Source organism: Streptomyces sp. NPDC047880 (assembly GCF_040706515.1).
GTDB lineage: Bacteria > Actinomycetota > Actinomycetes > Streptomycetales > Streptomycetaceae > Streptomyces.
Genome location: NZ_JBEZOK010000007.1, coordinates 1 through 26711, shown reverse-complemented (window position 1 = coordinate 26711; position 26711 = coordinate 1). Strand labels below are relative to the sequence as shown.

The following is a 26711-nucleotide window of genomic DNA, read 5'->3' as shown; positions in this document are numbered from 1 at the left end:
ACGTCTCGGAAAAGTCCCGGCACCGTCCTGAACCGGACTCGACGTGCTGCTCACCGCGGGCGGCGCCCTGTCCCCCGAGCAGTGGTCCGACGCCTTCACCGAGGCCCGGCCCGGGCAGCGGGTGAGCCGGTACCTGGTGGACAGCGGCCACGTCCCCGAGGGCGCGCGGGACCTGTGCCCCCCTGGGGGCGCTGTACGACGCCGCGTTCTTCGTGCTCGGCCCGGGCGGCGGCCAGGTCCGGTTCCGGCACGGGGGCGCCGGCTCGGGCCCGTGCGCCCCGCCGATGTCGGTGTGACGTCTGAGCACGTGGATGCGCTGAATAGTTGCGGCTGGTTTGTGTGACGGCTGTGAGTAAGCCATGTTCATGTGAACCGGGGGATCAGAGTGGCATCGCATGCAGCACGTCATCGGCGTTCGTTGAAGCGCCGTTTCCTCGCCGGGGCTTCACTCGCTGCGGCGGCGGGGACGGCGGTCACCGCGACGATGTCGATCAACGCCGAGGCGGCGTGGACGTCGGCATGGAACGTGTCGGCGTCCGGCTGGTTCGCCGCCGACTCGCCCCAGGTCTCCGTCGACCGCCAGGGCGACGCCCTGCTGGCCTGGACGGCCGGCGACCTGTCGACGACGTACTCCTACCAGCGGGTCCAGACCAGGGTGAAGTTCGCGAACGGCACCACGGGAGCGATCCGCACCCTGTCGCCCGACGGCGCCGCCGTGTCCTGGCCGGAGACCGGCTCCGACGACACCGGTGATTCCGCGGTGGTCTGGCAGCAGGACAGCCAGGTCGTGGGCCGCCGGGTCGCAGCCTCGGGCAGCCTCGTCGGACCGCTCCAGAAGCTCTCCACGTCGGCGCCCGCGACCACCCCGGTCGTCGCCGTGACGCCGGGTGGCACCGCGATGGCGGCGTGGACGGAGATCCGCGACGGAAGCTGGTACGCGGTCGCCCGCCGCCTCAAGCTCGACGGCACGATCGGCGCGGCCATCACCCTCGGCTCAGGCTCGGCCGAGAAGCCGGCCATCGGCGTCGACCGGAGCGGCCAGTTCGTCGTCGCCTGGGCACGCGCCTCGGACGTCGTGGCCAAGCGGATCACCTCGACGTCCGTCTCCTCGACGAAGGTGCTCACCTCGCCGATCGCGTCGTACGGCGGCTTCGGCATGGTCCGGGTCGGTGTCGACCGGGACGGCGACGCCGTCATCAGCTACCACTCCGGCGGTGGCTCCGTGGCACAGGTCTGGGCCTCGCGCTGGAGCCGCACCGGCACCCTGTCGGCTCCTCTGCGCATCTCGTCCGCCACGGACAACGTGGGCTTGCACCATGCCCTGGCGACGGACCTCGACGGCGATTCGATGATCGTGTGGACCCGATACAGCAGTGGCAAGCTCGAGTTGCTCGGCCATCGCCTGTCCGCGGGAGGCACCCGCGGCAGCGTCACCACCCTCGGCCCCGGCGACCGTCCCGACCTGGCCCTCGACGATGACGGCGACGGCATGGTGGTCTTCCACACGGTCCTTCCGAAGTCGGCGCCGCCGTACAGCTACACGAAGAGCAGTGCCCGCCTGATCAGCCGCTCCGGCACGTTCGGCACCACGAAGACGCTCACGTCGGATGGCCGGGTGCCCCAGGTGGACGCCCGCCCCAGCGCCCTGTTCACGGTGATCTGGCAGCAGGAGACCTTCCCGTACACGATCAGGTCCGTCACCGGCCCCTGACCGGCATCAAATGCCCCGCCCTGCTCCGCTCGGCGGTTCCCACTCATCACTCCGTGAAGGAGACACATGCGCAAGCGCGCTGTCTTTGCCGTATCCACAGCCGTCGCCACAGCGGCGGGCTTCATCGTCCCCGGTGCCTACGCGGACGACAACGTGGGCGACATCCAGGTCGACGGCGTCGCCGTCAACGGCGGCAAGAACATCGTGGTCGACACGGCCGACAAGACGATCACGGTCTCGGTGACGGCCACCGACCCGTCGGGCATCTGGGACGCGGACTTCAACCTGTGGCGGGGCCCGGACGGCAGCGACCCCTACTACAGCGCCGACGACATGATCGATCCCAACGAAACCACCACACCGGCGGACTGCGTCGCCTCCAGCAGCACGACGTCGACCTGCTCGAAGACCTTCACTTTCGAACCGGACTGGTGGCTCACGAACGCCGACGCCGGCACGTGGAAGGTCCAAGCCCAGGTGTCGGCCAACGACGGCAGCTACACCGACCGGTGGGCCTACACCACCACCCGCCTCCAGCGGCACTCCAAGCTGACCGTCAACGCGAGCCCGGAGCCGATCGCCAAGGGCAGAACGCTCACCATCACCGGCAAGCTCACCCGGGCCAACTGGGACACGCTCGACTACCGGGGCTACACCAATCAGCCGGTCAAGCTCCAGTTCCGCAAGGCCGGTACCACGACGTACACCACAGTCAAGACGGTGTACACCTCCAGCACCGGCTCCCTGACGACCACGGCCCTCGCGTCCGAAGACGGCTACTGGCGCTGGAACTTCGCAGGCACGACCACCACGCCGGCCGTCCCGGCGACCGGCGACTTCGTGGACGTGCAGTAGCCCGAACACCGCCGCGCCCGCACGGCAACCACATGAAGGGTGCCCTCGTTCCTCTCGGAGGAGCGAGGGCACTTGCCGGTCTCTGACGGGTTCTCGAAAGCGCCCCGGCGCTGCCGCCGGTACGGCCGGGAGACCCGAACCAGTGCCGGGAATCAGGCCGCTACGAGTTCCTGCTCGCGGTCCGGCGCTTTGACCTTGGGCTTCTTGTTCGGCAGCGAGAGCCGGACGACCTTGCGCCAAGCGGAGAACACCTGCTTGGGCAGCGGGCCGGTGACGTACTCCAGCTCATACTTTTCGAACAGCGCGCGCACCTTCACCGCGACCTCGGCGTACCGGTTGCTCGGCAGGTCCGGGAACAGGTGGTGCTCGATCTGGTGCGAGAGGTTGCCGGTCATGAAGTGCATGGCCTTGCTGCCGCTGATGTTCGCCGAGCCCATCATCTGGCGCAGGTACCACTGGCCGCGCGTCTCGCCGTTGATCGACCGGCGCTCGAAGACCTGTACGCCCTCGGGGAAGTGTCCGCACATGATCACCGAGTGGGACCAGAGGTTGCGGACCAGGTTCGCGGTGAACGTGGCGGCGAGCGTGGGGAGGAACGACGGGCCCGACAGCAGCGGGTGGATCACGTAGTCCTTGAGCACCTGCTTGCGGATCTTGCGGCCCACGGCCTTGGCCCGCGCGCGGAACTCCGGGTTCTTGCGGCGGCGCTTGTGCAGGTTCTTGCCGAGCTCCAGGTCGTACGCTGCGATGCCGTACTCGAAGAAGCAGGCGTTGATGAAGTTCCACAGCGGCTGGCCGAGGTGGAAGGGGTGCCACTTCTGGTCCTCGTCGACGCGCATGATGCCGTACCCGAGGTCGTTGTCCTTGCCGATCACGTTGGTGTAGGTGTGGTGCAGCTCGTTGTGCGAGTGCTTCCACTGGTCGGCCGGCGAGACGTGATCCCATTCCCAGGTGGTGGAGTGGATCTTCGGGTCCCGCATCCAGTCCCACTGGCCGTGCAGGATGTTGTGGCCGATCTCCATGTTGTCCATGATCTTCGCCACGGACAGCCCGGCGGTGCCGAGCAGCCACGCGGGCGGGAAGAACGAGAACAGCAGCACGCCCCTGCTGACCAGCTCGAGCTTGCGCTGCGCTGAGATGACCTTGCGGATGTAGGCGGCGTCCTGCTCGCCACGGCTGGCGATCACCTCGTCGCGGATCGCGTCCAGCTCGCGGCCGAGCTCCTCGATCTGCTCCGCGGTCAGGTGGGCGGTGGGGTCGATGGCGGTCAAGGTGGTCCTACCGTTCGATGTCGCAGGGGCCCGCCGCGGCGGACACGCAGGTCTGGATGAGGACGCCCGGTTCGGCTTCGGTGATCTCGCCGGTGCGCAGGTCGCGGACGGCGCCCGCCTTGAGCGGTGTGATGCAGCCGAAGCAGATGCCCATGCGGCACCCGGAGGGCATGAGTACGCCGGCCTCCTCGCCGATGTCCAGCAACGGCGTGGCGCCGTCCGCGTCGACACGCTTGCCGGTGGCGCTGAACGTGACCTCGCCGCCGTCGCCGGCGACGACGATGCTGGGGCGGAAGCGTTCGGTGTGCAGGCGCTCTTGTGCGCCGAGCTCGCTCCAGTGCTCTTCGGCGGCGTCGAGCAGGCCCGCGGGCCCGCAGGCCCAGGTCTCGCGCTCGGCCCAGTCGGGTACGAGTTCGCCGAGACGGGCGATGTCGAGCATGCCGTCGGTGTCGGTGTGCACCTCGATGAGCCGCAGCTTCTTGTCCGCGACCAGGTCGTGCAGTTCGTTGCGGAAGATCACGTCCTGCGGCTGTGGCGCGCAGTGGACCATGACGACGTCGTCGAACTCGGTGTCGCGCAGCATGCCCATCACGGGCGTGATGCCGCTGCCGGCCGTCAGGTAGAGCACCTTGGCGGGTTTGGCCTGCGGCAGCACGAAGTCACCGGTCGCCTGGTCGAGCTGGATCAGCGTGCCCGGTTTCGTCCTGCGGACCAGATGGTTGCTGACCTTGCCGTCCGGGATCGCCTTCACGGTGATCGTGATGCGGCCGTCCTGGCGCTTTGCCGGTGAAGTGAGCGAGTAGGCACGCCACAGGCGCACCCCGTCGACGTCGACACCGACCCGCACGTACTGACCGGCCGTGTGGCCGCGCCAGCCCCGTCCCGGCCTGATCACGATGGTCGCGGCGTCACCCGTCTCGGGGTGCACGGCCTCGATGCGCCCCCGCAGGTCGGCGCCCGCACGCAACGGGCTGACCAGGTCGAGGTAGTCCGACGGCATCAGCGGCGTCGTGACCATCTCCAGCAGTTTCCACGCCCTGCTGCGGAGGGCTGTACTCGTCATGGCTACAGCTTGCTGCGTCTCAGGGCGTAAAGTCCTGACCGAAGGACGTGAATCTGGTCAGTGGAATTGTTCACAGGGAATAAAAGCGTGAGTCATGTAATCCGGAGGGCCAGCGAACTGGCCTTGGACGAGACGACGGTCACAGTACTTCGGGCCGCGCTGAAGAGCACCGCCGACGAGGTCGTCCAGGCGATCATCGACGAGGTTCCTTCCTACGCCAACGCCCTCTCGGGTCACATGGGTGCCACCATCCGCCGAGCCGTCCGCACCGCCCTGGGGCACTACCTGGACCTCGCGAGCGGGAACGCCACAGGCGGCGACGGCGGTGACGCGGCCTACGAGCTGGGCCGCGGCGAGGTCCGGGACGGCCGTTCGATGGACGCCCTGCTCAGCGCCTACCGCGTCGGTGCCCGTGTGGCCTGGCGATGCCTGGCAGCGGGTGCCGTACCCGCCGGTCTGCCCGCCTCCGAGGTCGCCAAGTTCGCCGAGCTGACCTTCGCCTACATCGACGAGCTCTCTGCCGCGAGCGCCGCGGGCCACGCCGACGAACTGGCCGCCCGGGGCAGGGACCACGAGCGCCACTTGGAGCACCTGGCCCGCGACCTCCTCGCCGGCGCGAGCCCGGACGTGCTGCTTGTCTCTGCTCAACGGGCCGGATGGCAGCCTCCGGCTTCGCTGACCGCGGTCCTGCTGCCCGCCGCCCAGGCCCGGCCTGCCTACCGCGTGCTCGACCCGGGCACCCTCGTCCTCGACGACCTGCCGGACGCCACCGGTGTGCTGTTCGTCCCCGACGCCGACCGATCACATCTCTTGCGGCAGCTGACCGACCGCACCGCCGTGGTCGGCCCGGCCCGGCCGTGGACTCGTGCCTCCGCCTCGTACGCACGAGCCGCACGCGCGCGCTCCCTCTCCTCCGATATTCGCGACACCGAGGACCACCTGCCCGAGCTGGTGCTGAGCGCCGACCTGGACGCGTACGCAGACCTGCGTGCCCGAGCCCTCGCACCGCTGCAGAGTTTGCCTGTCGCGACCGCACGGCGGCTGGAGGAGACGTTGCGGGAGTGGCTGCTGCACCAGGGCAGGCGGGACGCGGTGGCGGCGGCGTTGTTCGTCCATCCTCAGACCGTCCGGTACCGGATGTCGCAGCTGCGGGAGCTGTTCCCGGACCTCGCATCGCCGCACCGGGTCCTTGAACTGACGCTGGCGCTCGGTCTTCCCGTCAGCTGACGCGTACTTCGACCGTCCACGACCGCGTCCGCGAGGGGTGCAGGCGCGCGAGCTTGCCGGAGGCGCGTGGGTCGGCCGGCGTTTCCCTGAGCTGCCTTTCCGGCGTGGCCGTTGCCGTGTACACGTCCCATCTGGCCGCTCATGGAGTCCCTTCGAGTGCCCGTGATCAATGCATCCGTCTGCGTTGGGCGGGCTGGGTTCAATCGCGACTGGGTGCGCGCGGGTGTGGGCGTGGGTCTGTGCGGGCAGTTGGTTTGTTCGCTGGAGGGCTGGCCGGTGGTGCGCTGGGCGCGGAGGCGCCTGCACGACACGCCGCTCGCCGAGGCCATGGACCTGGCCCTGAACGTTCTGCTGATCGTGCTGCGGCCCGGGGTCTGAAGCGCGGCGCGGTGCTCGCAGGCCTCGGGTGCCCGGGTCGCCCGTCCGCGCCGCCGGGCGCGCATGAGGAGGGGGCGGGCGTCAGGATGGTGCTGCGTCTCCCGGGAGGTGTCGGCCCGCGCCTCCCGGCCGGCGGGTGGCCGGTCGACGGCCCGCCCGGCCGTCACGGCCCGACTGGCGTTCTGGAGGTACACCGTGCACGACATGCCGCTCACCAGGAGCGTCGGTGAACTGCTGCACCGGCGGCACGGTGCCTCCCGGGGCGTCCGCCCCGAGGCAGGGCCTGACGGTTACGGCCTGGACAGCTGGAGAGCGGGCCAGTTCACCGCCGGAACGCTCGCACCGCAGGACGAGACGCGGCTCGCCGACGAGGTCGCGCAACTCCTCCCGCACAGCTGGGACATCCCCACCAAGTCGCGGGAGGCCCTGACCACGATCATCGACCATCTGGGTGGCCAGCAGGAGTTGATGGCCTGGCTGGACCGCTACCCGGGCCGGCCGCGGCTGATCGCGCGTCTGTACGTCCTCATGGGCCACCTCGACCGCTACAGCGACGACGCCACGGTGGTCGGCGCCCTGCGGTCCGCCCGGGAACAGGACCCGTTCCCGGCGGGTCTGCGCGACTACCTGCTGCCGCAGACCACCGACGAGACCCTGGGGACGCTGTCCAGCCGCATGGAGAAGCTGCTCGTGGAGCAGCGGGAAGAGGACGCGAGTGCCCTGGCCCTGGCAACCACCGCATGGCTCCAGGACGTCGCCGAGAACGCGGACAGCCCGGGTCCGGCGGTGCGGGAAATGGGCAGCGTGATGGGGCATCTGCATCAGGACATCGAAGAGTCCGCCGGACACCGGTGAGCCCCGGACGTCGCAACCGCCGCACCACGAGGCGGCGTTCGGCGCGACTGTCTCCGGGCCGGATCAGCGGGCGACCGAGATCGCGAAGGGCGCGAATCCGCTGGACCGAATCACGTGCGGTACGAACAGAATCGCTGCCTCTGTCGCGCGGGCGGTTTGGATCCCGCCGAGATCAGTGATCCACTCCTTGCGCCAGCCGAGGTCGATGAGCAGTTGCCGGACGGTCTGCCTGGCCTGCGGGTCGTCGCCGGAGAGGAAGGCGTCGGGCGCCCGGGTGAGCATGGCCGGCGCGGTCATCACCGGGAAGAGCATGGTGTTGAGTGTCTTGACGACGCGCGTTTCGGGAAGCGCTTCTTGAAGTTGCTCGGCGAGGCTTGAGCCGGGGTGGATCAGGTGGTCGGGCAGTCCGTCGGGCCCGTCGACAGTGGCGTTGGAGACGTCGACGAGGATCTTGTCGCGCAGTTCCTCGCGCAGGGCGACGAGCCGGTCCAGCGAACCGGCTCCCGGGGTGGCGTTGATGACGATCTGGGCTGTCCGGGCAGCGTCGGCGGCGGCGCCCGGCGCTCGGTCCGCCACGGTCACCTCATGCCCTGCCCGGGTGAGGGCCGTGGCCAGACTGCCGCCGACGCGGCCGTTTCCGAGAACTGCGATCGTGGTCATGGTGATCTGGTCCTTCCGTGTGTGCAGGTTGTGGTGCGCGGTCAGCGTGAGAGCGTGGCGACGGCCTCGGCGTGGACGCCGGGCGCGGCGGCCAGGAGGCTCTCGCTCTGCGGCGTCCAGGGGCGGCCCTCGGCGTCGGAGACCTGCCCGCCGGCCTCCGTGACGAGAAGCGCCCCGGGCAGCAGGTCCGCGCGGGCGCCGGCGAACTGCCAGAAGGCGTCGATCCGGCCGGCGGCCACGTTCAGCAGGTGCAGGGTCGCGGGTACGGCGGTGCGGACGACGAGCGCGTCGAAGAGCATCGCGGTGATCGAGGAGCCGACGCGCCGCACGACTTTCTCGTCCTCGTCCGGCCGGGCCTGACTGGTGGCCACGATGCTCAGTCCGAGGTCCGCGGTCCGGGAGACGTGCATCGGCCGGCCGTCGAGGTGGGCGCCACCGCCGGTGAGCGCGGTGTAGGTCTCGCCGGTCAACGGGAGGTGGACCGCGGTGAGCACGGGCTGGTTCTCCCGCACGAGCGTGGCGGTCACCGCCCACTCCGGCAGGGCGTGCAGGTGGTTGACGTTGCCTTCGGCCGGATCCACGACCCACCATTCGCCGGGCGGCAGCGCCCCGCCGTCCAGTTCCTCCTCCACCCAGCCGGCGTCCGGGCGCAGGCGCGTGAGGCGGGGGCGCAGGGTGTCGAGGACCGTGTCGTCGTTGGCGGCGAGCGCGCGCATCAGCTCTTCGCGCGTCTCGTGGCGGACCACCTCACCGAAGCGCTCGCGCAGCGCCGAACCGGCCGTGCGCACGGCGCTCGCGGTCTGGCCGAGCAGGTCGGCGTCGGAGTCGGCGACGTCAGTGGTTGGAAGCGTTTCGGACATGGTGGTACTCCCGAGTGAGGAGGGGGATGAGGCGGGTCAGGGCAAGCTGTGCGTTCGCTCTTGCGCTCTCGCCTCGAAGGTATGCAGGCCCTCAATTAACTGCAAGTGCATGTAAAGCACGGCTAGAGTTACTCGCATGCAACTGGATCTGAATCTGCTCGCCGCGCTCGACGCGCTGCTGGAGGAGGGAAGCGTGGCTGGGGCAGCCGCGCGCCTGCACGTCACCGCTCCCGCGATGAGCCGGAGTCTGGGCCGAATCCGGCGCACGACCGGGGATCAGATCCTCGTGCGCACAGGCCGCACGATGACGCCGACGCCGTATGCGATCGCCGTCCGGGAACAGGTGCACGAGCTGCTGCACCAGGTCCAGGGGGTGCTGGCACCGAGCCGCGAACTCGATCTGGCAACGTTGGAGCGCACCTTCACACTCCGCTGGCATGATTCCTTGGTCGCCTCGAGCGGCCCCGCACTGCTCTCGGCCGTGCGCGGACAGGCGCCGGGCGTGCGATTGCGCTTCGTCGCGGAATCGAGCATCGACACCCCCGAGTTGCGGCGCGGCGAGGTCGACCTGGAGGCGAACGCCAACCTCCCGAGCGCACCGGACATCCGTGCCGAGCATGTGGGCGATACTCCCCTCGTCATCGTCGTGCGGCAGGGGCACCCCCTCACCCGCGTCAGGACCGTCACGGCAAAGCGTTACGCCGCCGCTGAGCACGTCAACGTCTCGCGGCGTGGAAACCTCAGCAATGCCCTCGACGACGCTCTCGTGCGGATCGGCCTCACCCGCCGCGTAGTGGCGACCGCGCCCACGGAAGCGGCCGCGCTGGAGTTCGCGCGCGGCTCCGATCTTTTGATCAGTGTCCCCGAAGCCACGACGCGGTCAGTGGTCGCCGACCTCGGCCTGGTCGTGCTTCCCCTCCCGCTCGAACTACCGCCGGCGCCGATCTACCTGTCGTGGCATCAGCGCTACGACACCGACCACGCCCACGCCTGGCTGCGCGAGTTGGCGCGAACCGCGCTGGCCAGGTGCGGAGCGTCGTCGTAGTCGGCGCCACCCGGCCGCTTCACCCGTGGGCCCACGCGGAGTCGGTGATGCCAGACGTGCCGTCTCTTCCGGTCGTACTGGGCGAAGAACACCGGAAGCATGGTTCCGCCGCGCTTGAGCACGCGCGGGAAGCGTGAGCTGTCCGGGCCACCGCGGGTGCCGATCACCAGGCCGACCCCGCTGACCACGTCCATGGCCTGCGTGCTGGTGCAGTCGATGAACTCATCGGCGCCGACCCCAAGCAGTGCTCACGCGCGCTGTGTCCGTCGCGCATCTGTCGGCATCGCCCGGGAACAGGTTGTGCAGGCTCAGCGTCCGGCCCTGTGGAACGGCGGCCAGGCACGCCGTGCGATCAGTGGGAGGCGCGGCCCGTGGTGCCCACCGCCGTTCGCGCCGCCGCCACGAATGCCGCGATCGCCGGGTGGGTGCCGCCGCCCGCGCGGAAGGCGACCTTCGAGCGGCGGAACAGGGGGAGCCGGGTCAGGACCACGTCCTCGGGGGCGTGGGTGGTGGCCATCTCCGGTACGAATCCGGCGCCTTGCCCGGTGGCGGCCAGTGCCAGGACCGTACGGAAGTCGTTGACCTGATGGCGGATGCGCGGCTGGAATCCGGCCGCCTGACAGGCCCGTACGGCCATCGCGTGACCGGTCGTGCCGTCCCGGGCCGTGATCCAGGGGGACATGGCCCACGGTCCGAGCAGCTCCGCCAGCGTTTCGCCGCGGGCGACGTGGCCGGTGGCCGACGTGGTGCCGGTGGCCAGGTACATCGGCTCCTCCAGCAGGGGCACCCGGTCGACCGTGGTGTCCGGTGACGCGGGCACGAAGTCGTAGTCGTGGACGAGGGCCACGTCGAGTTCGCCGGCGCGCAGGCCGTCGGAAACCCGTGCCGAGTCGATCTCCCGCACCATCGGTTCCAGCGCGGGATGCCGCCTGGCCAGCTCGGCCAATGTGGCGGGCACGATCGCGGGGCCGCCAGAGGGAAACGTCCCGATCCGCAGCGGCCCGCCGATGCCTTCGCGTGCCCCGGCCAACTCGGAGACCGCCAGTTCGAGGCGCTCGAGGACGGCATCGGCGTGGGTGACGAGGGTGCGGCCCGCGGGGGTGAGCACGACCCGTCTGCCGCTTCGCTCCAGCAGGGGGACGCCCGCCTCGCGCTCAAGCACGCTCAGCTGCTGGGAGACGGCAGAGGCGGTGAAGGTCAGCGCCTGGGCGACGGCCGCGATGGTGCCGCGTCGATCCAGTTCGCGCAGCAGGTGGAGACGTCGAACATCAAGCATAAGGTGAGCTTACGCATGAGCGAAGAAATGTGAACTGGATCTACTGGGTTTGTGTCGGTCAGGCTGGACGCATGAAGCCCGAAGCGAATCTCACCGGCCTGTTCGTCCCCCTGGTGACTCCGTTCACCGACGACCTGCGCCTCGCCACGGACGCGCTCGCCTGCCTCGCCGACGAGGCGCTGTCGGCCGGTGGCGCCAGGGGACTTGTCGCCCTGGGGACCACCGCGGAGGCGGCCACGCTGACGACCGAGGAGAAGCGGGCGGTGGTCCGCATCTGCTCGGCGGCCTGCCGGGCGCACCGAGCTCCGCTGATCGTCGGCGTCGGCACCAACGACACCGCCGCCGCCGTCACGACACTGCGGGAGCTCGCCGAGAGCGGTGACGTCGCCGCGGCGCTCGTTCCCGCACCGCCCTACACCCGGCCCGGCGAGGCGGGAACGATGGCGCACTTCACGGCACTCGCCGAGCACGGGGGTCTGCCGCTGGTCGTCTACGACATTCCGTACCGCACCGGTCAGTCCCTCAGCGTCACGACGCTGAACGCGCTCGGGAGCCTGCCGGAGGTCGTAGGGGTCAAGTACGCAACCGGCGCGATCGACGCAGCCGCGATGGAACTGCTCGGCTCGCCGCCGCCGGGCTTCGCGGTGCTCGGCGGCGACGACGCCGTCATCTCGCCGCTGCTCGCGGCGGGCGCCCACGGCGGCATCCTGGCGTCGTCCAATGTCCGCACCTCTGATTACGCCGAGCTGATCTCGCTGTGGCAGCGCGACGCCGCCGGACCGGCCCGCAGGCTGGGAGCCGAGTTGGCCCGCCTGTCCGCCTCGCTCTTCGCCGAACCGAACCCGACCGTGATCAAGGGGGTGTTGCACGCCCAGGGCCGTATCCCCAGCCCGGCCGTCCGGCTGCCACTGCTGGCCGCCTCCGCCGATTCGGTCCGTCGAGCGACCGACCTGGCCACCGTACGGACCCACCGCGCCCACCAAGAGACCGCGGCCTGACACCGGTCCGTGGTCCTCGCGCCGCGATGCACTGAGCAAGTGGGATGGGGGGACCGCAAGAGCGGCGCCTGCGCGTCGGCCTGCTCAGATCCACGGGCGTGACCAGCGGTCGAGAAGGCGGGCACGCGCGCGGGCCAGAAGGTGGGCAGGTACGGGCCGTAGCGCGAGCCCGTACCCGAGGTAGTAGCCGGAGCGGCAGCGGGCGGTGCCGGTCTGCCAGGGCACCGCCATCCACCGCGTCAGGTGACCCGGACCCTGCGCGTGCAGCGGACCGTCGACGCCGAGGGCCGTCCGCGGGGTCAGCACCTGGCCGTAGTCGGTTTCGGGGGTGCCGGGATCGCGGTGCCGCACCCGGAAGGGAGCCGAGTACAGCGTGCTGTGCCGCATCGGCCAGGACATCTCGCACCCCGGGTGGAACGCGTCGGCCAGACAGAACGACAGGGCCGCGCGGTCGAGCATGCCCGGCCGGTCCGGCAGTGGCACCTCGTCGAGGCCGGCGGGCGGCACCACTGCAGGGTCGTAGTCGGCGACGAAGTCTCCCGCTGCCCACCGGGCCAGGGACCGGTACTGCAACGAAGACAGCGTCAGGTGCTGCCGCGCGGAGACCGGCCACACGCTCATCGAGTCGCCGTACAGTGGCGGCCACGGCACGGGCGAGAGCCCGTCACGCTCGAGGTCCCGCATCGTGGCCCAGATCTGCTGGCGCAGCTCCGCGTTGCGGGGCCCGGCCTCGGCCAGCCGGGCGAGCCGCTCCGGCGCCAGGAAGTGCTCGCGACCGCCGTGCCCGAACAGGGCGGCGATACCGCGGTTGACCCACTGGAGATCGCACAAGCGCCGCAGGATCGGCAGGACGTCACGGGTGAACGAAACTCGCGCGGCGCGACATCAGGGCGTCACCTCCTGGGAATGTGCCGGATCCGGTGCCGCTACTTGACGCCGAGACCGGCGTCGTCGACCTCGTCCTTGCCCTCGGCCTTGAGGACCTTGTTGAGCGGTGCGAGATCGTAGATGCCCTTGAGGTCGGGCTTCTCCAGCAGACCGGCCTTCACCGCGTGCTCCGCCTCGGTGGTCAAAGTGGCGGCCAGCGGGTCGTCGAGGAAGGTGATGGACTTCCAGGCAGGGTCGATGACGTCGGAGGGCAGTGCCTTGCCCGACAGCTTCGCCAGTGCCTCGTTGGCGGATGCCTTGGCCTTGTCCGGGTTCGCGTTGATCCACTCGTTGGTCTTCACGGCACCGCGCAGCACGGCTTCGACGACGTCCGGGTGCTCCTTGAGGAACTGCTGCCGCACGATGATGTTCGTGATGACGAACTTCTTGTCGGGCCACAGGGTCGATTCGTCGAGCAGGACCTTGCCGCCCTCGGCGACCAGCTTGGACGCGGTGGGCTCCGGCACCCAGGCGCCGTCGATGGAGCCGGACTTGTAGGCGTCCGGGGTGATCTTGTTGTCGGTGCGGACGACGGAGACAGCGCCCTTTCCGCTCTGCGGGTCGATCTTCCAGCCCTGCTCCGCGGCCCAGTTGAGGAACGCGACGTCCTGCGTGTTGCCGAGCTGCGGGGTGGCGATCTTCTTGCCCTTGAGGTCGTCGACGGACTTGATCTTGTCCGGGTTGACGACGAGCTTCACGCCGCCGGAGGCGGAACCGCTGATGATGCGCAGGTTCTTGCCGTTCGACTTGGTGAAGCCGTTGATCGCGGGGGAGGGGCCGATCCAGCCGATGTCGATGGAGCCGCCGTTGAGCGCCTCGATCTCGGAGGGGCCGGCGTTGAACGTCGAGGGCTTGATCGTGGTGCCGCCGAGTTCCTTCTGGAGCAACCCCTCCTGGACGCCCACCAGCGCGGTGGCGTGCGTGAGGTTGGGGAAATAGCCGATCTTCACGTCATCGGCGGAGAGTTTCTCGGCGTCTGCCGCGACGCCGCTCTGCTTGTCGTCGTCAGTGGCATCGGAACCGTAGCCGCAGGCGGTGAGCAGGAGGGGAAGTGCGGCTGTGACGGCGAGGGCGCGCAGGGCGATGCGTGGTCTTACGGCAGACACGAAGGTGTCCTCTCAAGGATGAGTGATCAAGGAGATACGAACGAGCGGGCCGCGCTGTGTCCCGGTGCGGGGAGGGGGCGGCGAGGTCAGGGTTTAGGGGGCGTCACGCAGGTCGACAGATGGCACTGGCCGTGCGGTGGAGGTCGACGTGACGTCGTGAGGTCAGAAGGGGCAACGACTGAGCTGCACGGCTGAACGTGCGCATGGCGACCCCCTCGATCCCTAGTTTTCCTACCTGATTGCTGGGGATAGTGGCAGACGGTGGCCTGAATCCAAAGAGCTGGTTCGTATTGTGGACCCATAAATCTCATTTATTGAGATAGCGATGAGTGATCACCGCGGCGCGTCGCCGATACGGTCGGCGATCAGGGCGCCGGTGACGTAGCTCCGCCGGCCGTGGGCCGGTCCGCGCCGCCACCCCCGAGCGCGCAACTCTCGCGTAGAGGAGTTCCTGGCCACGGCGAACGAGCTCTTCAAGTCGGTTCGGCGGACACGATCGCCCGTAGCGCCACCAGTCGGCCTAGCCCACCCCCACGGGGTCGCCGGCAAGGCTCATGGCGGTACTCCCGGCACGAAGGAGGAGGGACGGCAAGCGTGGGGACACCGCTGGGCAGGCAGCCGCGCCCGTGTGCGCACGGGGCAGCGGTCAGCGTGATGCGGCGGAGAGAAAGCGGGGCGAAAACCGGAGCGAAGCGTCAGCTCACGGTGGAACAACACGTGGTGGTGACGCGCACGTAGTCGACGTGGCGGCGGGTCACGAGCACGGTCGTGGAGCCAGGTAACCACATGCGGGCGGCAACACACCTGATCGGCCAGGCAGTCTCATTCGATGTGACGCATGCGGACCCCCGCCGGCTTCGACCGGGCCACTGCCCCGCGCGTCGCAGCCGCGATGATCGCGCCCAGCCGATGATGCACGGCAACTCCACCGCGGACATGCGGAGTTCGGACCGGTTGTCGCATCCGCCCACGCGACCGGCACCGTTGACACGTTCCGCCGCACGTGCTTGCATCCCGCCATGCCGTCGCCGGAGCCTCTGACTCGCCGCCGCGTCGTGGACCTGGTCCGCGTGGCGGCCGCGCTGTGTCGGACGACCGGTTGATCGCGCGCTTCCCGTAGACCTGGCCGACCGCCGTTCCGCACACCTGGATGCAGGCGGCAGCCGCACCGCCGGATGCCCGCGCCCGGCCCGCCCGGCCTCTGCCGTGCCCCTCCGCCCCTCATGACGAGGATCCACCATGCCTTCTCCCCGCCCTGTCGGTCATCGCATCGAAACCGACTACGACCGCCGAAGGCTGCGCCAGTGGCTCGCCGGCGAGGCCAGGGCCGACGGGGTCACCCGCCGACGGCTGCTCACCCTGCTCGCCGCCACCGCCGCCGGAACCGCCCTCGAGGCCGCCCGGCCCGCGCGCGCAGCCGGCGGACCCATCGTCAAGCCCCTGTCGCCCGAGTGGTTCATCCAGCGGGGCACCAATGCCGAGACCCGCTGGGAGGCGCTGCGCGGAACCGGCCATCACACCCCCAACGAACTGTTCTTCGTCCGCAACCACACCGCCACCCCCGTCCTGAACGCCGACGAATGGCGGCTGCGGCTGTGGGGGAGCGGGCTGCGCGGAACCCCGGGCGAGGACCGGCCGGTGGAGTTCGGATACGACGATCTGCGGGCTCTCCCGGCCGTCACCCGGACCGCCTTCGTCGAGTGCGCGGGAAACGGCCGCTCCTACTACACGAGTCAGCAGGGCGAGACGGTCAGCGGCACCTCCTGGGCCCTGGGCGCGATCGGCGTCGCCCGCTGGCGCGGAGTGCGCCTGGCCGACGTGCTGCGCAGGGCCGGGCTGTCCCCGTACGCCGTGGACGTGCAGCCACGGGGCCTGGACGCCGAGTACGTCAGCGGCGGCGAGAACCTGGGCCGGGTACGGCGTCCGCTGCCGCTGGCCAAGGCGCTGAACGACGTACTGCTCGCCTACGAGATGAACGGTGAGAGGCTTCCGTACGACCATGAATATCCGGTGCGTGTGCTGGTGCCCTCCTGGGTGGGAATCTCGTCGATCAAGTGGGTCGGCGACATCGAGGTGTCCGTACAGCCGCTCTTCTCGCCCTGGAACACCGCCTTCTACCGGCTGTTCGGCCCCTCCCATCCCGAGGGCGGCAGTGCGCCGCTCACTCGGCAGACCACGAAGAGCGCCTTCGAGCTGGCGAACGTGGCCACGTTCGCGGTGGGACGACGGCACGTGCTGCACGGACGGTCGTGGTCCGGTGCGGGCGCGGTCGCCCGGGCCGAGGTCAGCACCGACGGCGGGGCGAACTGGCGGACCGCCCGTCCGCACGACCGGCCCCGCACCAGTACCTGGACCCGCTGGTCCCTCAGCTGGCAGCCCGAGGCACCGGGAGCGACCCACCTGCTGGCCCGCGCTACGGACTCGGCGGGCCGCACTCAGCCGGACCTCGCGGTGCCCAACACGCTGGGTTACCTGTTCGACGCGGTGGTTCGGCATCCGGTGAACGTGGTGTGAAGCGTGGAGAGAAGGGCGGCGCGGCAGCACGCATCAGCTGACCTCGACGGCGACGGCAGCAGGTTGGAGCGGCGTTCCGTGTACAGCCACGGCGTACGCTCTCGACTCGCGCCGCCGTATCGAGCCGGACTCGCGCGGGTTCCAGACGATCAACATGCTCGGCAGCGCTCTCCTGGCCGTATCCGCCGCTGCCAGCGGGGCAGAGCCCTCCGTTTACCTCACACTTCGTGTGGATCCTCATCGGCGTACAGGCGCTGGTCGGCGCGCGCCGCGGCTTCGGGTCGGCGGCCGGTCGACTGGCGACGCTCACCTCGCGTCGTGGCCAGACGGACGAGCCGTCGGGCCACGCGCCCGGGCATTGAGTCGTCCAGGGGAACACGCCGGCCCGCAGCAGCCAGTCTGCTTCCTCGGCCTGCCCCGGCCGTGCCTCCTACCACGCCTCCAAACACGGCGTGATCGGCCTGACCACCGCGGCCCTGGAGTACGCCCCGCGCGGCATCCGCATCAACGCGGTCCGCCCCGGCACCATCGATACCCCGTTGGTCAGCGACATGATCGCCAAGGGGGAGCTGGACCCAGCCGAGGCCGAGGCCGGCCAGCCCATCAACCGGCACGGCACCGCCGACGGGATCGCTCAGGCCGTCCTGTGGCTGTGCAGCCCGGGAGTCGGCTTCGTGGTGGGCGTCGCCCTCCCCGTCGACGGCGGCTACGTCGCCCGCTGGCGACGCGGGAACTCGCCGTCACACGACGAACGGCGGCTCCTGCGTGGTCAGATGCCGAGCGCGCCGGAGGCGGCCCGTGCCAACCGTCCAGCCAGGTGACATGACGTGCACCGCCGGAAGTGCGAGTTGCTCGCGACCTACAGCCGCGACCCCCTGTGAGTGACCTGCTATCAGCCTGCTTTCCCGCTGGGCCGGGGAGAGGGGGGCCCGCACGTCAGTGGAAGAAACGATCCTCTACCCTCGGTGTGCTCTGTCTGGAAATTCCGTTTGTACATACATTCCCCTTTCTGTGGCCTCCGGGTGACGGGAGCATTTGTCCGCGGATGCAAGACGATCGGATCTCGAGACAGGGGCGAGGTATGACGGTAAGCCAGGACCGTCCGGAGCGGCTGCGAGGGACGGGGAGAGGCCGATGAGCACTGCCCAGCCAACCACAGGTGACGAGAACGCCGTTCCGCCGATCAGCACGGTCTCGGGGACCGGGGCCGCAGGATTCAAGGGGGACAACGAGCCGGCCGTTTCGGCTCAGGTCAATCGCCCGTACGGCATCGCAGTGGACAGCACAGGAACCCTCTACTTCTCTGACTTCAACAACCATCGCGTCCGGAAGATCACGACCGACGGGAAGATCAGCACGGTTGCGGGAACCGGGGTCGCGGGCTTCAGCGGGGACAACGGCCCTGCCGTCGCCGCCCAGTTGAACTGTCCGCGCGAAGTAGCGGTGGACAGTGCAGGCGCCGTCTACATCGCCGATGGCAACAACCACCGGGTGCGGAAGGTCACCCCGGACGGACGGATCAGTACCGTCGCAGGCACGGGCGCTGCGGGCTTCAGTGGGGACGACGGTCCCGCCACCGCCGCCCGGTTGAATCTCCCCATGGGGGTGGCGGTGGACAGTGGCGGCGCTCTCTATGTCTCCGAGTACCACACCAATCGCGTTCGGAAGATCACGGCCGACGGCCACATCAGCACGTACGTCGGCACCGGGGCCGTCGGCGCCGGCGGAGATGGCGGCCCGGCGGTTTCCGCGCAGCTCAACCGTCCGCACGCACTGGCGGTCGACGGCACGGGCGCCCTCTACGTCGCGGACTACGCCAATCACCGGGTCCGCACGGTGACGGCCGACGGGAAGATCAGCACCGCCGCCGGCACGGGCACCGCGGGCTTCAGTGGAGACGACGGTCCCGCCGCCTCCGCCCGGCTGAACGGCCCGGTAGGAGTGGCGGTGGACAGCGCAGGCGTTCTCTGCATCGCCGACTACGGCAACCATCGAGTTCGCAGGGTCGCGGCGGACGGGAAGATCTGCACGGTGGCCGGCACGGGCACCGCAGGCTTCGGCGGTGACGGCGGCCCAGCCGACAAGGCCCAGCTGCACCACCCGTACGGGCTGGCCGTGGACTGCGTCGACACTCTCTACATCGCCGATCACGTCAACAACCGAGTCCGGAAGATCGCGTCGGCGAGGCTGGCCGGGCTGCCTGACTCGGGCACTGTGGTCTCCTGGGCCAATGTGCGCAGCAGGCTACGGATGGGCATCGTGCGCGAGTCCGTCAAGGACGGGGCGGAGGTCCATCAGATGCTCGCCGTGTCCAGGGACCATCAGCGGTGGAGGGTGGTCGCGGCGGGTCAGCACGACGGCGACGTCCTGTACCGGATCGAGAACGTACGCAGCGGTAAGGTCCTGGAGGTCGTCGGAGCGCAGGAGAAATCCGGGGCAGTCATCGCACAGCGCGGTTACGAGGGAGCTGACGCACATCACCAGCAGTGGAGGCTGATCCCGGTAGGCCCGGTGGACAGCACTCCCCGCGTGTTCGAAATCGCGAACCGTAACAGTGGTCTGCTCCTGCGGGTCGACACCAATGCCCGCGCGGCGATCACCCAGGACGGGTCGGAGGCCGACCACCAGAGTCGGCAGTGGCAGATGCTTCCCGTATGACACATGAAGGGCAGGGGCGTTGTCGCCCCTGCCCTCTCTTACGCCGACTCGGTCCTATTGGGAACGGGACGGCTTCTCCGCGGTCGCCTTGGGCGCGGTGGGTGCCTCAGGTGCTTTCGGCGTCTGCGGGGTCTTGGGTGGCTGGGTGTAGTCGCTCCTTTTCGGCCTGCTCCCCAGATCCTCGTCCTTCTGCAGATCGCTGTGATCTTTCACTGTCGCCCTCGCCTTGTTCATGCCGGCGGATGCTGCCTCGCTCACCGAGCCGGGATCGTTGGCGTACTGGGCCTGTGCGTGGGCGGACGACTGGGTGGTGTGGATGAAGGAGCCGAGGAAGCCCAGGACGGCCCGCGCTTCGGGCGACGTCTCCTGCACGATCTTCGCTCGGGAGGAAGCGCCATGGATCGCGCTGTTGAACAGGCTGGTGCTGGTGTCGTCGTACGTGTCGTCGTCGGCGTCCTCGAAGTCGACGTCCTCGCCGAACGGGGGCTTGGTGCCGTCAGTGGTCACGGAGAACAACCCCGTGCCCGTGCGCGCGGAGTTGAAGATGTTGTCGAACACCATGGTCGTCACCTCGGTCGTCGTCGTTGTGGTGGCGGTTACGCGTGGTCAGGGCTGCTTGTACAGCGTCTGCCGGCTGGCGGCCAGGTTCTCGCCGTCGAGCATCGTGTGGTGGACCTCCAATGCGGAGACGACCTCGGCCAGTCCTTTCATGCGGAAACCGCCGGGTGCCAGGTCGATGTCGCCGATGTCCCGGGCGACCAGTTGGTCGAGGCCGGGGTAGGTACCGGACTGCGGAGGGGACAGGACCGCCACCGGCACGGCGTACTTCACTGCGATCAGTCCGGAGAAGGTCACCGGGATCTCGTAGGTGTACTGCTTACGGGTGCGTCGCTGCGTGACGAGGGTCTGCACGCGGGAGTTCGGCGGGACCTTGCCGGAAATCTGCGACTTCGAGGCCCAGCTGGTGTTCAAAGAGCCGCCCACGGTGGCCGCGACACCCAGGGCCAGCTGCGCGTTGAGCGTCGCGTTGCCGGTGGCGCTGCCGGTAGTCGTGAATCCCACCGAATTCGTCATCCCGTTCGACGAGGAGTTCGTCGCGGAGCTGCTCGCGGACGTTTCGGTAGTATTGGCGTTGTCGACTCCGACGCTGTCCTTGCTGTTCTTGTTGGTCACGGTGTTCGCGTTCTTGTTCGCTGTCCCGTTCTGGCACGACGCCTGCAGCTGCGACTGGAGGTCGAGTCGGAGCTGGTTCTGCAACTGCAGCTGGAGCGAGGCGCCGACGCTGCCGCCGAAGGTGAGCTTGGCGTCTCCGTGGAGCGACCATGTGACGCCGTTCGAGACGGTGAAGTCGACCGAGTCGGTGAAGGTCATCTCGGATTGGCTGCGGTTGACGTAGGTGCGCGAGGAGAACGTGTCGGGCGGGGGCTGGGTGATGTCGCCGCGCACCTCGATCAGCGGCTCCCCGAGGTTCATGTAGGCGAGCCAGCCCAGCTGGAACGCGCTCCCGGGGAAGTTGCCGAAACTCGACTTGTTCACGGAGAACCCGACGGGCCTGTGCTTCGCACCGTTATTGTCGACGTAGATCAGGCTGGGATGGTTCAAGATGGACTGCCAGGTCTGCTGGATGTTGAGTTCCCGCAGGTTCTTCTTGGTCAGCGGCTGACGCTTGGCCTGTACCAGGTTGTACGCGTTGGAAGTCATTCCCCGTCCTCGACTGATATGGCCGAATTTCACTCGGTGAATTCTGCACAAGGATCTGCGCGCGTTCCCGAAAGGTGAAGCTAGCACGCCCTGCGTAATCGCAGAAGATGGCGTCGGGTTATGCGCTCAATCGAGTGATGTGGCATCCGGGGTATTCTCAACCGCCCTATACGGCAACTAACTTGAGAAGCTGTCGGGCACTCGGATGTGACTACATCCAATGCTGGCCAAGGGACGTCAAAATGACTTCGCAGGCTGTTGCTGTAGTTTGAATATGTGTCAGCTGTCGATGTATGTGCGGGTAGTGTTTCGGCCGAAGTCGATCGAACTCGCGGCAGTGAATTACGGCAGGCTCCTGCATTGAGTGTCCGATGTGTTGTTCTCCACATTGAGGGACAGGTGAGGTTTCCGCGATGTACACCCAAGAACGCACGGCAATGTCGAACCTGGTGGTCGGCGGCCCGGTGGCGGTGAACAGCTACGACAACGCGATCGTGGCGGCGCTGGTCGAGAACCGGCCGGTCATGCTCGTCCACGCCTTCAACGGCGGCTACCTGCGGCCCGCCGAGCTGAAGGAGGAGAGCCACGACAAGGGCGTCAAGCTCGCCACCACGCTCGACGAGGCCACCAAGGAGGCGAAGGGCCACCTCTGGCACATCACCCCCGCTGGCTTCTTCGGGCAGCGACCGCTGTACTTCGTCGAGAGCGCCGCAGGCCAGGTCACGACCAAACCCCCCGGCGCGAGCGAGGCCGACGCCGGCCGCGGCGACGACGGCGCGCCGAAGCCGAAGCGCAGGCGCATCACCGTCCACCAGGACGCGCCCAAGAGCACCTGCGACACCGTCCAGGTCGGCCTCCCCGACAAGGTGGGGGACAAGTGGCGTGGAAGGAACGGCGCACCCGAGGACAGCCAGCTCTGGGTCGTCACGGTGACGCCTTGGGGCGGGATCACCTTTGTGCCGATCACCCACCCCGACACCATCCTCGGGTTCAAGGACCACGCGGTGGCGGCCGACAGCGAGGCCCGTGTCACCCGCAACTGGGGCGGTGACTTCACCGGGACGGTCATCAACACCTTCTACCCGCGGCTGCCCAACGAGTGGGACGTCCCCTATCACCACGTCTTCACGTGATCCTCGGCCACCGCCGCGCCACACCCGTCCCGAGCCGAGGCCGGCCGACTGCCGCAGGCCGGCCGCGGCGCCCCAACCGCCTGGAAGAGGCATCACGATGCCCGTGCCCATCGAAGACCTGAAACTTCAGATCGTCAACGCCGCCACGGGAAGGACCCTCGGTGCCAAGGCCGCGCCGGGCGCGGACGGAGCGCTCGTCGCCCGCGACGTCCCCGATGGCGGCCAGAGTCCGCAACTGTGGCAGCTCACTCCGGTACAGGCCGCGCAGGGCGACCGGATCCATGTGATCCGCAACGCGATCAGCGGCAAGGTGCTCGACAACCCCGCGACGGCCGAGCGCGGCGTCCGTCAGTGGGACGCCTCCGCCGGCAAGAAGAGTCAGCAGTGGCGCGTCGTCCCCGTCGACGGCGAAGCGGGCCTCTACTTCATCGAGGATGCCACCGGCGGCGCTGTCCTGGACCTCGGCGAAGCAGGCCCGGACGACACCCGGGTCGTCCTGCGCGAGTACGACGACAACGCGGAAACCCAGCGCTGGCGGTTCGTCCCAGCCGAGCCGGAGCGCACCAGCGACTCGGTACTGCGCTGGTCATCACTGGATCACTGGAACGGCCGCCGGTCCTGGCGGCTGGCCCGGTCGGCTTCGCTGCGGCCGGCACCCGAAGCGACGCCCTCCTTCAGCGATGTGCTGCTGGTCCTCAAGCGGTTCGGCAGCGACCAGGACGCCGGCGGGTGGAAGAGCGACAGCGCGGGCCACCTCACCGACGGGCAATCCACCCGCTGGGCCGGCCTCGGCGCGCGGTTCCTGACCGACACCACAGGAACAGGGCGGATGGACATCGTCGCAATCAAACCCGCGAAGGGTGCCGTGACCGCGTCGGGCCGGGGCGACGGGACCTTCGACGACACCGAGCGCCTCCTGCACCCACCCGCGCCCTCGCCTCATCCCGCGGACGTGTGGACTCCACTGGACACGACGGGCGACGGCAGACCCGACATCGTCGTACTCGCAGTCGACGGAGTCCGGGTGACCGCACAGGACGAGAGCGGGACCTTCGCACCCACGGGCGGCAAACTGGTTCTCAAAGCGTTCGGACACGGCCAGCAGGCCGGCAGCTGGCTTGCCGGCAAGCACCCCCGGTTCCTCGTCGACACCACCGGCGACGGGCGCGCCGACATCGTCGGCTGCCACGACGACGGCGTGTGGATCTCGCTCCAAGGCGAAGACGGCACGTTCGCCCCGATCGGCGACACACCGGTCCTCCGAGCGTTCGGCCACGACGAGAAGGCGGGTGGCTGGCTCGTCGACACGCATCCACGGTTCCTCGTCGACACCACCGGCGACGGGCGCGCCGACATCGTCGGCTGCCATGACGACGGCGTGTGGATCTCGCTCCAGAGCGAGGACGGCCTCTTCGCCGAGCCTCGCTACGTTCTGGACGACTTCGGGACCGACCAAGGGTGGAGCTCAGTCCAGGAACACCCTCGGTTCCCCCTCACGACCACCGGTGGCGGTCCAGTGGACATCGTCGGATTCGGCCCTCAGGGCGTTGTCGTCGCACGCGGGCGGGGCGACGGCACGTTCGAGCCGGCGCAACTCGTCCTGAACGACTTCGGGCTCGCCCAGGGGTGGACGGGCAGCAGACACCTGCGCTTCCTTGCCGACGTCACCGGCGACGGCACCCCGGACATCGTCGGCTTCGGCGACGAGGGAGTCTGGGTGTCGCACAGCCGCGGCGACGGCCGCTTCGAGCAGGCACAACTGGTGTGCCGCGGCTTCGGGTACGACGACGACGCCGGCGCCTGGCGGGTCGGCCGCCACCCCCGCTTCGTCACCGACATCACCGGCGACGGACGGGTCGACATCGTCGGATTCGGCGGCCCCGGCGTGTACGTGGCCCGAAACCTCTTCCGTCACTTCAGAACTCGATAGCGTCTCGCACGTCTGTCATCTTCTCGCTCCGGCGCCGACAGGCCTGCCGATCCCGCGACGCGGAGACGACTCGTCTCCTCTCCAGCCGTCAGTGCTGCGCTTCCTCCGGCGTGCCCGCACGAGTCTCCAGTCGGAGCGCACAGCGCCATCGTTCTCGGCAAGATCCTTGCCGAGAACGCTGAGCAGGTGGCGTGAAGGTGTTCGACGGGCGCGGCCGAGGGCAACTCTGGAGTACGACGGCGTCGCCATCAGGCCGGACATGCTTGTGGCCCCCGGGTCTTCCCGGGGGCCACAGGCTGGCTTCTGTGTGACTGGTGGGTTACCAGCGATACCAGCGGCCCTTGCGGCCACCTGTGTCCGCACTACGCAGCACGAAGCCCAGCAGCCAGACGACCAGCACGATGACGGCGATCCACCACAGCGCCTTCAGCGCGAAACCGGCGCCGAAGAGGATCAGAGCCAGAAGCAGGACAAGAAGCAGGGGAACCATGGATATCAACCTCCATTGCTCCTCGTGCCCGGCGATTCGTAGAACACGCGGCTGATCTGCCTGGTTTATTCATTCTTCTTGCGGGAACTGGGCTCCATTTCGTTAGCGGCGTTCACCTCAAGAATGGCGGGCGCCCGGCGCGCCGCCGGCCGGTTCCCTTCCCGCCGCCTCAGGGGCGAGAGTGAAGCGGACGGGGGGTCTTGGGGGCAGCAACCGCAGAGGAGGTTGCCGCCCCCAAGCCCCCCGAGTGGGGAATCGGCCAGTCGATGATGGTGTGGAAGAACAGGACGCCCGCTCCGAATCCGGCGCCGGCGGCCAGGGCTGCTGCTGGCAGCGAGTGTTGGGCGAGGTAGGTGAGTACGCCTGCGCCGATGTCGGTGAGGACGCCGAGCAGCAGGATGATGGCGTTGCGCAGGCCGAGCACCTGTCGAGTGCCGGGCTGCTGGGTGTTCTGGGTCACGGTGAACTCCGTGGGAGGCAGAAGCCCTGCACAGGACCGCAGCCGCGGCCCGCACCCAGGCACGCAGGAAATCCGCCGTTCTCAGCGCTATCCCGACGTCGTCCGCGATCCCCCAACAGCCCCGGAAGGCCAGCGACGACATTAACGTCGAAGACCCCGGGCTGCTTCTCCGCCGGGTGAAGCAATCTCCGGGCCCCATCCGCGACTGTCGCTACTTGCCGGCTGCCGGATCGCCGTCGCCCAGGCCGATCTACCAGTGTCCGTCATCCTTGACCAACACCAAGTTCTGCCGCTGGCCGGTCTCCTCGTACGCCAACGTCACCGGGTTGAAGTAGTCGACGGACCCCTCCAGCACCGTGACCTCGACCTGCCCGCCCGCTGCTTCGCCGTACTCGCGCACATACTTGGCTGCGGCCGGTCCGGGCTGTTTGTAAGCGGGCCCGGCGAGCTCGGCGAGTCCCTTGGCGTCGCCGTCTTTGAGCCGTTGCACATAGATCCGGACGAGGGTGTCGACGTCCTTGGCCGTCTCCTGTACGTCGGGGTACACGGACTTCTCCGCACGCACCGTCACGTCGACCTTCGGCGAATCGGCCAGGGCATAGGGTGCCCGCAACCACTTCCACCACACCGCCGCTGCGATCCCGGCCACGACGAGTACGCCACCGCACAGCAGGATGACCCGCTTCTTCATACGCATCTTCTCCTCAGTACCAGTCTGGCTTGACGCGGATGATCGAGTAGTCGGTTCCCTTGTCGGATCTCGTCAGGTACTCGCTGAGCGGCTTGTCGATCCGGTTCTTGTTGTGGGCGGTGATGTAGGCCTTGCCGTTCTTCACCTTGGTGATGACGCCTGCGTGGTCGTAGCTGCCCTTGGCCGACTGCCGTCCTCTCACAGTTCGACGCTCTCGCCGGGGCGGAGCCGCCGGATCTCGGCACCCGCCCTCTCGGCCTCCATGGCGAGGACGTCATCCAGGACCTTCAGGCCCCACTCGTTGACGAGCCGTCGTGAATCGCGTAAGCACGGCGCGGTGTCATCCGGCGCAGGTAGCCGATCATGTCAGGCACCGTCAGCCACGGTGCCTGACCAGGTAGCAAAAGCGTCGGGGCGTCGACCACCGTCAGTGCGTCACCCGGGTGGAAGACTTCTCCGTCGATCAGGAACCCGACATTGTCGGCCGGAGGCACATCCGGATGGCTGAAGTGATGCTTGTCGCCCGACACCGTGAAATCCCCGCAGTCGATCAGTATCGAAGTGGTCAAAGTGTTCGTGAGTGATGAGGACAGCCTTGGCCCCCGCCAACGCATCGCGCTCGGGAGTCATCACACCCGGGTCGATGACGAGAGCCTGGCCGTCCCTCTCCAACCGCACACAAGCGTGACCGAACTTGGTGAGCCTCATGGCCTTCACCCTGCCAACGACCTGGCGCAGTGACACCAACGTTCGCTATCCGCCGGGAAAAATACAAACCAGGCATGATCACGATCTGCGGCCGGAGTACTAGGCCGTTTCTGATGGCTCTTGGTGGGCTGGGTGGATCTCGTGGTGGGCCGGGCAGGATGCCCGTATGGTGCGGCGACACGAACTCACGGACG

26 protein-coding genes and 3 pseudogenes are annotated in these 26711 nt (G+C 68.8%); 14 read left to right on the top strand and 15 right to left on the bottom strand.

From position 1 onward, the window contains the following. Positions 1-19: 19 nt before the first annotated feature. The 3 genes and pseudogenes from AB0937_RS13150 to AB0937_RS13140 form a co-directional block, all read left to right on the top strand. Positions 20-254 (top strand): annotated as a pseudogene (locus tag AB0937_RS13150) (transcriptional regulator); the annotation flags it as partial. Between the two features lie 164 nt (positions 255-418). Then, positions 419-1711 carry a hypothetical protein gene (locus tag AB0937_RS13145; protein WP_366711490.1) on the top strand — a complete coding sequence of 431 codons (1293 nt, stop codon included), beginning with the start codon at positions 419-421 and terminating at the stop codon, positions 1709-1711. Between the two features lie 66 nt (positions 1712-1777). Beyond that, positions 1778-2566, top strand: a complete 789-nt coding sequence (locus AB0937_RS13140) for a calcium-binding protein (protein ID WP_366711489.1) — start codon at positions 1778-1780, stop codon at positions 2564-2566. A 152-nt stretch (positions 2567-2718) separates the two neighbouring features. Here the strand turns inward: AB0937_RS13140 and AB0937_RS13135 are convergent, their stop codons facing one another. After that, entirely contained in the window at positions 2719-3837 is a 1119-nt protein-coding gene (locus AB0937_RS13135; RefSeq protein ID WP_366711487.1) for an acyl-CoA desaturase, read from the bottom strand. Between the two features lie 7 nt (positions 3838-3844). Continuing rightward, positions 3845-4900 carry a ferredoxin reductase gene (locus AB0937_RS13130; protein WP_366711486.1) on the bottom strand — a complete coding sequence of 352 codons (1056 nt, stop codon included), beginning with the start codon at positions 4898-4900 and terminating at the stop codon, positions 3845-3847. A gap of 87 nt (positions 4901-4987) precedes the next feature. On the opposite strand from AB0937_RS13130, the gene AB0937_RS13125 reads away from it, so the two are divergent. The 3 genes from AB0937_RS13125 (at position 4988) to AB0937_RS13115 (ending at position 7360) form a co-directional block, all read left to right on the top strand. Then, the gene (locus AB0937_RS13125) at positions 4988-6127 is read left to right on the top strand and encodes a helix-turn-helix domain-containing protein (protein WP_366711484.1); all 1140 of its coding nucleotides are present in this window, start codon (positions 4988-4990) and stop codon (positions 6125-6127) included. Between the two features lie 156 nt (positions 6128-6283). After that, positions 6284-6505, top strand: coding sequence for a hypothetical protein (locus AB0937_RS13120; protein ID WP_366711482.1), 222 nt, complete (start codon positions 6284-6286; stop codon positions 6503-6505). Between the two features lie 204 nt (positions 6506-6709). Next, complete coding sequence (locus tag AB0937_RS13115) at positions 6710-7360, top strand: hypothetical protein (RefSeq protein WP_366711480.1); 651 nt, start codon at positions 6710-6712, stop codon at positions 7358-7360. Between the two features lie 63 nt (positions 7361-7423). Here AB0937_RS13115 and AB0937_RS13110 read toward each other — a convergent pair whose 3' ends face one another. Then, entirely contained in the window at positions 7424-8020 is a 597-nt protein-coding gene (locus AB0937_RS13110) for an NAD(P)-binding domain-containing protein (RefSeq protein WP_366711478.1), read from the bottom strand. Positions 8021-8061: 41 nt separating this feature from the next. Further along, a complete protein-coding gene (locus AB0937_RS13105; RefSeq protein ID WP_366711477.1) occupies positions 8062-8880 on the bottom strand; it encodes a 3'(2'),5'-bisphosphate nucleotidase CysQ in 819 nt (272 codons plus the stop codon). A gap of 136 nt (positions 8881-9016) precedes the next feature. On the opposite strand from AB0937_RS13105, the gene AB0937_RS13100 reads away from it, so the two are divergent. Then, positions 9017-9925: a LysR family transcriptional regulator gene (locus tag AB0937_RS13100; protein WP_366711475.1), complete on the top strand. Its 909-nt coding sequence runs from the start codon at positions 9017-9019 to the stop codon at positions 9923-9925. A 352-nt stretch (positions 9926-10277) separates the two neighbouring features. On the opposite strand, the gene AB0937_RS13095 is transcribed toward AB0937_RS13100, so the two are convergent. Next, positions 10278-11201: a LysR family transcriptional regulator gene (locus AB0937_RS13095; protein WP_366711474.1), complete on the bottom strand. Its 924-nt coding sequence runs from the start codon at positions 11199-11201 to the stop codon at positions 10278-10280. A gap of 71 nt (positions 11202-11272) precedes the next feature. Between AB0937_RS13095 and dapA the strand changes: the two genes are divergently transcribed. Continuing rightward, positions 11273-12199 carry a 4-hydroxy-tetrahydrodipicolinate synthase gene (gene dapA, locus AB0937_RS13090; RefSeq protein WP_366711472.1) on the top strand — a complete coding sequence of 309 codons (927 nt, stop codon included), beginning with the start codon at positions 11273-11275 and terminating at the stop codon, positions 12197-12199. An 84-nt stretch (positions 12200-12283) separates the two neighbouring features. Here dapA and AB0937_RS13085 read toward each other — a convergent pair whose 3' ends face one another. The 3 genes from AB0937_RS13085 to AB0937_RS13075 all read right to left on the bottom strand — a co-directional run bounded on the left by AB0937_RS13085 (position 12284) and on the right by AB0937_RS13075 (position 14437). Then, entirely contained in the window at positions 12284-13030 is a 747-nt protein-coding gene (locus AB0937_RS13085; protein ID WP_366711470.1) for a LodA/GoxA family CTQ-dependent oxidase, read from the bottom strand. Between the two features lie 95 nt (positions 13031-13125). Beyond that, on the bottom strand, positions 13126-14232 hold the full coding sequence (locus AB0937_RS13080; protein WP_366711468.1) for an ABC transporter substrate-binding protein: 1107 nt from the start codon (positions 14230-14232) through the stop codon (positions 13126-13128). Between the two features lie 103 nt (positions 14233-14335). After that, positions 14336-14437, bottom strand: coding sequence for a putative leader peptide (locus AB0937_RS13075; protein ID WP_366711467.1), 102 nt, complete (start codon positions 14435-14437; stop codon positions 14336-14338). 1034 nt (positions 14438-15471) lie between these two features. On the opposite strand from AB0937_RS13075, the gene AB0937_RS13070 reads away from it, so the two are divergent. The 4 genes and pseudogenes from AB0937_RS13070 (at position 15472) to AB0937_RS13055 (ending at position 19404) form a co-directional block, all read left to right on the top strand. Continuing rightward, on the top strand, positions 15472-16746 hold the full coding sequence (locus AB0937_RS13070) for a sulfite oxidase (protein ID WP_366711466.1): 1275 nt from the start codon (positions 15472-15474) through the stop codon (positions 16744-16746). A gap of 227 nt (positions 16747-16973) precedes the next feature. Beyond that, positions 16974-17108 carry a hypothetical protein gene (locus AB0937_RS13065; protein WP_366711465.1) on the top strand — a complete coding sequence of 45 codons (135 nt, stop codon included), beginning with the start codon at positions 16974-16976 and terminating at the stop codon, positions 17106-17108. A gap of 39 nt (positions 17109-17147) precedes the next feature. Further along, positions 17148-17465: pseudogene (locus AB0937_RS13060) on the top strand (SDR family oxidoreductase); the annotation flags it as partial. A 415-nt stretch (positions 17466-17880) separates the two neighbouring features. Next, positions 17881-19404 carry an RICIN domain-containing protein gene (locus AB0937_RS13055; RefSeq protein ID WP_366711859.1) on the top strand — a complete coding sequence of 508 codons (1524 nt, stop codon included), beginning with the start codon at positions 17881-17883 and terminating at the stop codon, positions 19402-19404. A gap of 54 nt (positions 19405-19458) precedes the next feature. On the opposite strand, the gene AB0937_RS13050 is transcribed toward AB0937_RS13055, so the two are convergent. Continuing rightward, a complete protein-coding gene (locus tag AB0937_RS13050) occupies positions 19459-19965 on the bottom strand; it encodes a hypothetical protein (RefSeq protein ID WP_366711464.1) in 507 nt (168 codons plus the stop codon). A 45-nt stretch (positions 19966-20010) separates the two neighbouring features. Beyond that, on the bottom strand, positions 20011-21105 hold the full coding sequence (locus tag AB0937_RS13045; RefSeq protein WP_366711463.1) for a hypothetical protein: 1095 nt from the start codon (positions 21103-21105) through the stop codon (positions 20011-20013). A 413-nt stretch (positions 21106-21518) separates the two neighbouring features. Between AB0937_RS13045 and AB0937_RS13040 the strand changes: the two genes are divergently transcribed. Together AB0937_RS13040 and AB0937_RS13035 are read left to right on the top strand one after the other, a co-directional pair. Continuing rightward, positions 21519-22238, top strand: a complete 720-nt coding sequence (locus AB0937_RS13040; RefSeq protein ID WP_366711462.1) for a hypothetical protein — start codon at positions 21519-21521, stop codon at positions 22236-22238. 97 nt (positions 22239-22335) lie between these two features. Beyond that, positions 22336-24168: an FG-GAP-like repeat-containing protein gene (locus AB0937_RS13035; protein WP_366711461.1), complete on the top strand. Its 1833-nt coding sequence runs from the start codon at positions 22336-22338 to the stop codon at positions 24166-24168. A gap of 319 nt (positions 24169-24487) precedes the next feature. Here AB0937_RS13035 and AB0937_RS13030 read toward each other — a convergent pair whose 3' ends face one another. The 5 genes and pseudogenes from AB0937_RS13030 to AB0937_RS13010 all read right to left on the bottom strand — a co-directional run bounded on the left by AB0937_RS13030 (position 24488) and on the right by AB0937_RS13010 (position 26517). Continuing rightward, positions 24488-24658, bottom strand: a complete 171-nt coding sequence (locus tag AB0937_RS13030) for a hypothetical protein (RefSeq protein ID WP_031106884.1) — start codon at positions 24656-24658, stop codon at positions 24488-24490. Positions 24659-24827: 169 nt separating this feature from the next. After that, positions 24828-25118 carry a hypothetical protein gene (locus AB0937_RS13025; RefSeq protein WP_366711459.1) on the bottom strand — a complete coding sequence of 97 codons (291 nt, stop codon included), beginning with the start codon at positions 25116-25118 and terminating at the stop codon, positions 24828-24830. A 250-nt stretch (positions 25119-25368) separates the two neighbouring features. Then, positions 25369-25809 (bottom strand): hypothetical protein, encoded by a 441-nt coding sequence (locus AB0937_RS13020; RefSeq protein ID WP_366711457.1) that lies wholly within the window; start codon positions 25807-25809, stop codon positions 25369-25371. A 13-nt stretch (positions 25810-25822) separates the two neighbouring features. Further along, on the bottom strand, positions 25823-26011 hold the full coding sequence (locus AB0937_RS13015) for a hypothetical protein (RefSeq protein WP_366711456.1): 189 nt from the start codon (positions 26009-26011) through the stop codon (positions 25823-25825). After that, positions 26008-26517: pseudogene (locus AB0937_RS13010) on the bottom strand (MBL fold metallo-hydrolase). Before AB0937_RS13010 ends, AB0937_RS13015 begins: the two are co-directional and overlap by 4 nt. Positions 26518-26711: the final 194 nt, after the last annotated feature.